This window comes from Mesorhizobium sp. M4A.F.Ca.ET.050.02.1.1, from assembly GCF_003997725.1.
Classification (GTDB): domain Bacteria; phylum Pseudomonadota; class Alphaproteobacteria; order Rhizobiales; family Rhizobiaceae; genus Mesorhizobium.
In genome coordinates this window covers 1-408 of sequence record NZ_RZSG01001539.1, presented here as the reverse complement: position 1 = coordinate 408, position 408 = coordinate 1, and the positions used below count along the sequence as shown (strand labels likewise).

Below are 408 nucleotides of genomic sequence, written 5' to 3'. Positions count from 1 at the left end.
GTGCTCGGAGGTGACCAGCCGCAAATGGTCGGTCTTCGAAACCAGCCAGGTCGACAGGAAGGAACAGCCGCCGCGATATTTGCCGGCGCCGCCGGAATTGGGAACGATGGAGCGGCCGATATAGAGCATCGGCATGTTCTGTTCCCAGATCTCGATATTGCCCATGTCGGATTCCGGGTTCCAGCCGACATAGGCGGTGTCGAGACCGTCCTTGATGGCAAGTGCGCCGGAGCCGGCGGCGGCGCATTCGAAATGCGCCATGCCGAACAGCGTGCCGTACTGGCTCTGGCCGCCCATCTCGATCATCGGGCTGTTGACCTGACCGACGAAAGCCTCCTCGACGAAGCCGCGGGCGATGAAGGAGCGCGACAAGAGCCGCTGGAAGACGCCATAGGCGGGCAGCAGCAG

1 protein-coding gene is annotated in these 408 nt (G+C 63.0%); it reads right to left on the bottom strand.

Annotated features, from left to right (window positions below):
* A partial coding sequence (locus EOA33_RS38545) for a hydantoinase B/oxoprolinase family protein (protein WP_190234562.1) occupies nt 1-408 on the bottom strand: 408 nt, incomplete at both ends.